The organism is Halovenus anhuiensis, assembly GCF_037080055.1.
In the GTDB taxonomy this organism is placed as follows: Archaea; Halobacteriota; Halobacteria; order Halobacteriales; family Haloarculaceae; genus Halovenus.
Window position 1 is genome coordinate 20,925 of the sequence record NZ_JBAOJI010000016.1, and the last position, 7,266, is coordinate 28,190.

Consider the following 7,266-nt stretch of genomic DNA (forward strand, 5'->3'; position numbering starts at 1 on the left):
GTAGGTTTGTCCGCCGTGTCAGTGCGACCACTGACCGAGATAGCGGGCTTTATTCGCCTCTGATGGTGGGCGTATCCGTACCTCGGACTCGGTGGCATAGCCAACACCCGACTGAATACTCGATTTTTGGATAGCTGTTGGCTTCATCCTATGACTAAAGTCGCAGATTTTCGCCACAAAAGTATTTAATTCCTGTTGCAAGCTTCCTGCTACTTCATTTGTAGCCCAGCGAACGGAGATGGTCTTTTAGTTGCTCTGTTTCAGTTACGTCGACAGTCGGATCACCGGATCCGCAAGAGTCGTAAAATTCGGTGACGCGCTCCCGGCATCTCGCGAGAATTTCCGGACGTTCATCGCTGACATCAGTCTGTTCACCTGGATCCTCGGATAGATCAAACAGCAGTTCGTCAGTCTCCTCGGCGATGTATTTCCATCGATCACCGCGGATAGAAATTGTACTGTCATCCAGCGTCTTTGACACAGCATAGGCGGTTGTGGGTGCCGTTGGGTCAAACGATCCCTCCACCGCGACCGAGTTAATTATCGAAGGAATCTGCGAGAGTGAGACTGGTTTATCCACTGTTGCGTCTTGCTCCACCCCGTGAATGAGCAACGGCACGTGAATGTTCTCCTCGTAGAGTACTGATTGGTGCCCCATCGTCCCGTGTTCGCCGAAGGCCTCGCCGTGATCGGCATGAAACACTAGGACAGAGTCGTCGCCGATATCGGAGACGAGTCGTGCCACGAACTTATCTGTCGATCGGACTGTATCTCTGTATGCAGCCTGTAGCTTCTCGAGTGTCCGGTCCGGAAGCGAGTCGTTGAATCGTGAGAGCCCGTCAGATCGGTTCAAGACATCGTTTGCTCGGTAGACAGAGGAATACATGCTGAGCGTCGATGATTCATCACGATCCGCGCGCGGGATCAGATACGGGTTATGACTGTCGAGAAAGAATATCCAGACGAAGACTGGTTCATCGATCCGGTCAATAACTGACTGGATGGTATCGTAGAACGTTCGCCAATGAGTGAACCACCGGTCTTTGTTGTACCACATATCGAACAGTCGTGCGGGAGTGCTGAGCGGCGTCCCTTGAAATATGGAGTGAATCTCACCACCTTCCCGTCCTACTTCGTAGAACTCGTCGAACCCCGTATCGAAGTTCGTACGGGTTGATGTCCAGGGATTGGCCGTAATGCCAACAGTGGTGTAGCCCGCATCCTGCAGTTGTTTACTAATCGGTTCGGTCTGAAAGATGTGATTTTTGATCCGTTGAATCCGTTCGTCGAGTTCCGTAATCAAATGCTTGTTTTTAGGATAGTGGGACCCGGTATGCGAGACCGGAATAGATGCGGGCGTGCGGGGGCCAGGTGCAATGGCAGTAGAATATTGTATCGACGACGCAGCGAGGTCATCGAGCGCTGGGGTCAACGACTCATCTCCGATCCAACCACAGTGGTCGGCCCGGAGACTGTCAGCCGTGACGAGGAATATATCGGGGGGCATTAATTCTATACTCACTGATATTCTGTGAGAACGAATTGCAGATATTTCGTTAGAAGGGCTCTGACTCGCGTCTGCACGCCTCAAAAAGTAGCCCAGAACGTATGTTATAGTTTGGTGCCACGAATCTTTAGAGGATAGACTCAACGCCGACCCGGTAATACTGTCCTAACATCGAAACGGTATAGTGTTTAATATCGTGAATGACAGAAATAAATACCAGAAATTGCATGACAGTCACAGAAACATACTTTTTATCAAGTATTATAATGGTGAATAAATCTTATATACGGTAGGTTCTTCTTACCAAGTGCATGGCACACGAGCTGGAGAAAACCGGTAAAACGGAGATCGGTGAGAATAGTAAGAGGACCCTAAACCGCCGCGAATATATCAAATCAAGTGCGGTTGTCGCGACTATTGTCGCCGGGAGCGGCATCGGACTAACTGACGTGACGAGCGGGGATGGAACTGGCAATGCATTTAGTACTGGTTTCGGCGAATACACCTAATAATATAATTGAAATTATAAATCAAACATAATTATGTCTATACTTAATATCGTTGAAGACTACGGAGCAACTGGTGACGGAAGTACAGATGATTCTCAGGCAATTCAAGACGCAATCAACGACACGACTGCCGGAGATACTGTCGTAATCCCTGAAACATCAGATCATTATCGGATTTACGATGATACATCGGGGACATCTGTCGGGATATACCTCGAAAATGCTGCTGACAATGTCACTATCACGGGAGAATCGAGGGATTCTAAATTAGTCTTGGACTCTCCCGATGGCAAATCTGCTTGTATGGGAGTCGAAGATATGAGTGGTGCAAGTTGGACATCGATCACAGTTAAGAAACTTGTATTCGATGGAGGCAAGATCGAGCATAATGATGGTGACTCGAATGCCTTTGCGTGGCGGGTCAGTCAAACGCGAACAGGATATGATATTCTAATGGAAGATTGTGTCTTCCAGAACTCATCAAACGAAGATGCAGCTGGCGGAGCGGGCTGCCCGATGGCATATAGCGATGGGATCAGTCAAATTACATTTCGGAATTGTACTGCCAACAATAACGATGGACACGGATTCGACCCCATCGGGACAGGCGAGGGATCGCCGTCAGATCCAGAATGCAAGTTTATCGACTGCGAAGCGAGTAACAACGGTGGAATCTCTATTGATTTTCACTCTGGCAATCATTTGTTAGATGGCTTTTACGGAACTGGAAACGAGAACGGGATGAAGGCGGGTGCTGCTGGTGGCCCAGTTAACCACATCACGCTAAAGAGGGTGAATCATCGGGACACTCCAAAGGGGAAAGGTTTCTATCAGACATTCAGTGAAACCGGATGGACGCTTGATGTCGAAGATGCCCTGTTCGTCGGACACGCTAAAGATGGGTTTGAATTGCGAGAAGGGTGCGATTGTACGGTCACTGGCTCTCTAATGGTGGATGGATGTAATGACCAAGGAGTGCAAGTTCTCGAAGGGAGTGATCTCGATGCGACTAATGGCACTGTAATCTCGCAAAATAATACCAATTATGGGATTGATACAGGATACGGCGATCATGGCGGAGATATCAATATCGACACGTACGATCACTACAACAACGAGGGGGCCACTGATGGAGGAACGCCCATCAATATCAACACCGAAGTCAACGAAGAGCAGTCAGAGATTGATGTCCCGGGTCCGAACGACGTGGGCGCGTTCGCATCCGGGAGTACTGAAGTCGACTCTAACGACCCGATCTTCGATGACTGGACACCCAGATGGGATGCCGAGAAAAGTAACTGGACAGTCAATAGTACATCCTCGAACGTCGAAAATAGTATTCTAGAACTTAACGCTAGTTCAGCAGGTCGCCACAGTCTGTCGTGTGATGGGGTCGGCACAGCGACAGATGTCGACATCCTGGGTCTTGTCCGATTGCCCAGTAATGACGACAGATACACTTCGTATTGTCGACTCATCGGCCGCGGGGCCGGCAGTGCCGGAAACGAGACAGGGTACTTCGTTGAATTCCGCGATGTGCCCAGTTTCGGGATCGCGAAATACGTCGATGGTGACATGACTGGCCTGGCATCAGAAGACGTAGATATCACCCCCGGAGACTGGCTTTACGTCCGGTTCAACATTTCGGGTAATGAACTGAAGGCGCGCTACTGGGGAGTCGGTCAAAAAGAACCCAGCGACTGGCTGATCAAAGCCACGGATGACAGTATCCCCGGGAGTGGCTGGGCCGGTGTTGGTGGCTTCCCGAGTGACACACAACAGTGGGACACGTTCAGCGTCGGAACAGGTGGCGACTCAGCACAGTTCGTCGGCGCTAACAACTCACCCAGTGTTGCCTGGAAAAATCCCACCGACGGGACAGCAGTGAGTGATACTGTCACAATCAAGATAGCCGCGGGCGATCATGAAGACGGTGACGGTTCTCTGATGGTCGAGTATCGTATCGACGGCAATTCATGGTCAACCGCATCTTACAATTCCACGTCTGGATATTACGAGGCTAAGTGGGACAGCACGACAGTGGCCAATGGAGACCACAGTCTTGAAGCCAGCGTGACGGACTCTGCTGGGACCTCAAGCAGTTCGACAATAACAGTTACAACTGACAACGCCGGCGACGCACCGGTGGTTGACAGTCTTTCAGCATCGGAAGTGGAAACGAGCAATTCAGATGCCGAATTCGACGCCGACTGGCAGGCGAGCGATCCTGACGGTAACCTCAATTTGGCCGACATTGCGTTAGTTCGAGATTCAGATGGATCCACAGCGGACTCAGCGTCTGTAAGCATCAGCGGAGACGCCGCGACCGGAACCACGCGACTAGCCGCTGCGGGCGACGACGGTTCTGGTAACAGCTACACCGTCGAGTTAGCTGTGACAGATAGCAACGACAACACTACCTCCGCCACGACATCGACGACAGAAACTGAGGATACCGGAGAGGCACCGACTATCCACCGTTTCAGCGTCTCGGAAGCCGGGCGACCCGATCCACATGCGGAGGTCACGGTGATATGGGATGTCTCCGATGCCGACGCTGACCTTGCATCTGTGGATATTGACGTCGCAGATTCCAGTGGTACAATAAAAGGTGTCAACTGGACGTTATCCGGAGCCAATGCGTCCGACACGGACTCATTCAAAGTCAAGAAAGGTGACGGTAAAACGTTTGATGTCTCGCTAATGGTGACCGACGCGGCTGGTAAGGCGACCTCGAAAACGGTCTCAGTCACCGCATAAGCAACAGTATAATTAATTCTTTTCCAATTTTGCTTCCGTAGTCTTGGACACGAATGACGACATTGTAGGCGCTAGTGCAGCTAATGAGATAGGTTGGAACCTAACCTCGATGTACCAACCCGCCGTTAGATTTTTTAATATGAAGAAAGATCCCATCCACGACAGACGTACAAATTTCTGTTGTGAACAAATCTAAGTATGACTTCGATTACTACTGACAGGTGAAGCCGAGTTGAGAGCATCGATACATTCGATTCTCTTTCTACAATTTCGCTCTTGAATTGACAATATATATATACCAATCTTACTAACAAATTATTATGACAGCCAAACCGAATATTCTCCTTTTAGTGCTTGATTCAATGCGAAGTGATAGGGTTTCATGCTATGGGCACGATCGGGAGACAACACCAAATCTTGATGAATTTGCTTCACAGGCAACCAGATACACTAACGCATATACTCCGGCGCCGTGGACGCTACCAACACATATCTCACTCTTTACTGGACTGTTTCCGTCTGAACACGGTATTACAAATGCCTTCCCCGACAGTAATCTCCAACTTTCTGAGGATATCTCGACTTTGGCTGACAAACTTCACGATAAAGGCTATCGAACCGGAGGATTTTCAAACAACCCATGGGTAGGGAAAACGTCCAATCTCAATAGAGGATTTGACGACTATGTCGAATGGAATCTGGAAATTGGGAGTGAATCTGAAAGTGAGATACACTCTCGAACTGACCGTCTCCTTTCTCGATTTCACTCTCTGGTCGGTCATGCAGCTCGTCAACCAGTGTACATACTTAAACGACCGTTCTTCACTAGCTCACTGACACGGCGTGCTTCTTCGTGGATTGACTCGGCCGTTGAGGGTAACGAACCCTGGTTTTGTTTTATGAATCTCATGGAAGCGCATAGTCCATATTTCCCTCCGAAGAGTGCTTTCCGGAAATTAGGTCTTGATACGCCGGGACCGATTGAGCCGAGAGTTCTAAATACGAAACTATTGGCTCACATCATGGGAAAAACAGGCCTTGATTCACAAACACGTGACCGTGTTCTGGAATTTTGTGATGCCAGTCTTCGGTATCAAGATCAGAAGGTTTCGGAATTACTTGACTCCCTCAAAAGGAAAGGCATTTTTGATAACACTCTCATTATTATTTGCTCCGACCACGGGAAAACGTTAGGTGACTTTGACCGCTCAGCAAGTCCACCACATTATCTTCGAGATATCAATATTCGAGTGCCTTTGATTGTCAAGGAACCTAATCAACAAGATGGAAAGGTGATTGATTCTCCTGTCGAACTTGTCTCCACTCATGAGTACATTATGGATGGGGGATCACAACCCCTCAAGAGCTACCAGCCGAATTCTGAATATGCACTCTTTCAGGACTACATTCCCCACTCTCGGCGGAAAAGAGATGGTCAAGATACGACGTTCTGGTGGGGAATTGGAGCCACTAATAAGAAGTTAATTCGCAGCGATGCTAATGAGACGTACTTATTTAAAGGACAAGGAGTTGATGAACGTATTATTGAGTCGACTGAGTCCAAAGACTGCCAGGCGATAAAAAATATGCTTTCAGAACGTCTCGAATCATTAAAAGATCCCAGAGTTGTAAAAGAGGGTGGCCAACTTAAAGATCTGGAGAGCGATGTGCAATCCCAACTGAAAGATCTAGGGTATCTGGAGTAAGAAACTCACGGTAGTATTCAGATAAGCCGATTCCATGCGAAAGTGAATGATTTGAGCCAGTTATCGGCTCTTTATGCTTGAGCGTTGCTGAAACAGTTTGAGAACGGAAAGAAAATTCGCTTCCAACGATTGCGTATCGTCTGGTCTCGACAGCACTGGAATGTGAGCCGTGAGTTCCCTGTGCTCAATACCCTTATGTATAATCTCACTCCAAATATTTCTCTCACGCTTAATTAAAGACGAGTGGTATTGCTCGTCGCTGATTTGGATCACGGTCTCGCCGACCGCAAGGTTATCCGGACCTTGGCCGTCTGCAGTCTGTGACTCTGTCTTGTGAAGCCAGTTGTGAACGGTCGATCGAACATGTTCGACACCAGAAACCGTCTACTGAGCAACTGCGAACGATTCTATGACACGCTCTAGTATAGGTACCTCCTGGCTTGTATGTTCGTTTCTCCATTATTTCGAATGGAAGCATCGGGTGACCTACATAACCAAGCGGTTATTTGAAGGAGTTCTGTTCGATGGGAATAACCACCCTGAGATAGGACTAAAGACGTCGTATAAGCATGGAATCTGGCGATTTGGTAAATTAAAAACTTTAGCTTCATTGGCGCGAGCATGACGTGGTAAACACGTGCGATCTTGACGGACTTCGTATCCCCTTCGTGTTTTAATATGATATAAAGGAATTGGGAAGTGAAAAGCCATGGTGTTCAGATAAGCTGATTCCACGCGAAGGCAAATCTACGCAACCACTCGTCAGCAGTTTCTGCTTTGGCGT

The 7,266-nt window shown here is 48.6% G+C and carries 4 protein-coding genes and 2 pseudogenes; 3 read left to right on the plus strand and 3 right to left on the minus strand.

Going from position 1 to position 7,266, the window contains the following annotated elements; all coding sequences use genetic code 11:
- Positions 1 to 214 precede the first annotated feature (214 nt).
- On the minus strand, positions 215 to 1,591 hold the full coding sequence (locus V8P86_RS18615; protein ID WP_336328793.1) for a sulfatase-like hydrolase/transferase: 1,377 nt from the start codon (positions 1,589 to 1,591) through the stop codon (positions 215 to 217).
- A gap of 227 nt (positions 1,592 to 1,818) precedes the next feature.
- On the opposite strand from V8P86_RS18615, the gene V8P86_RS18620 reads away from it, so the two are divergent.
- From V8P86_RS18620 to V8P86_RS18630, 3 genes are all read left to right on the plus strand, one after another.
- A complete protein-coding gene (locus V8P86_RS18620; RefSeq protein ID WP_336328794.1) occupies positions 1,819 to 2,016 on the plus strand; it encodes a hypothetical protein in 198 nt (65 codons plus the stop codon).
- A gap of 33 nt (positions 2,017 to 2,049) precedes the next feature.
- Positions 2,050 to 4,776, plus strand: a complete 2,727-nt coding sequence (locus V8P86_RS18625) for an Ig-like domain-containing protein (protein ID WP_336328795.1) — start codon at positions 2,050 to 2,052, stop codon at positions 4,774 to 4,776.
- Positions 4,777 to 5,096: 320 nt separating this feature from the next.
- Entirely contained in the window at positions 5,097 to 6,482 is a 1,386-nt protein-coding gene (locus V8P86_RS18630; RefSeq protein WP_336328796.1) for a sulfatase, read from the plus strand.
- A gap of 17 nt (positions 6,483 to 6,499) precedes the next feature.
- Here the strand turns inward: V8P86_RS18630 and V8P86_RS18635 are convergent.
- Together V8P86_RS18635 and V8P86_RS18640 are read right to left on the minus strand one after the other, a co-directional pair.
- A pseudogene (locus V8P86_RS18635) lies at positions 6,500 to 6,589 on the minus strand (IS6 family transposase); the annotation flags it as partial.
- A 142-nt stretch (positions 6,590 to 6,731) separates the two neighbouring features.
- Positions 6,732 to 6,836, minus strand: a pseudogene (locus V8P86_RS18640) (IS6 family transposase); the annotation flags it as partial.
- Positions 6,837 to 7,266: the final 430 nt, after the last annotated feature.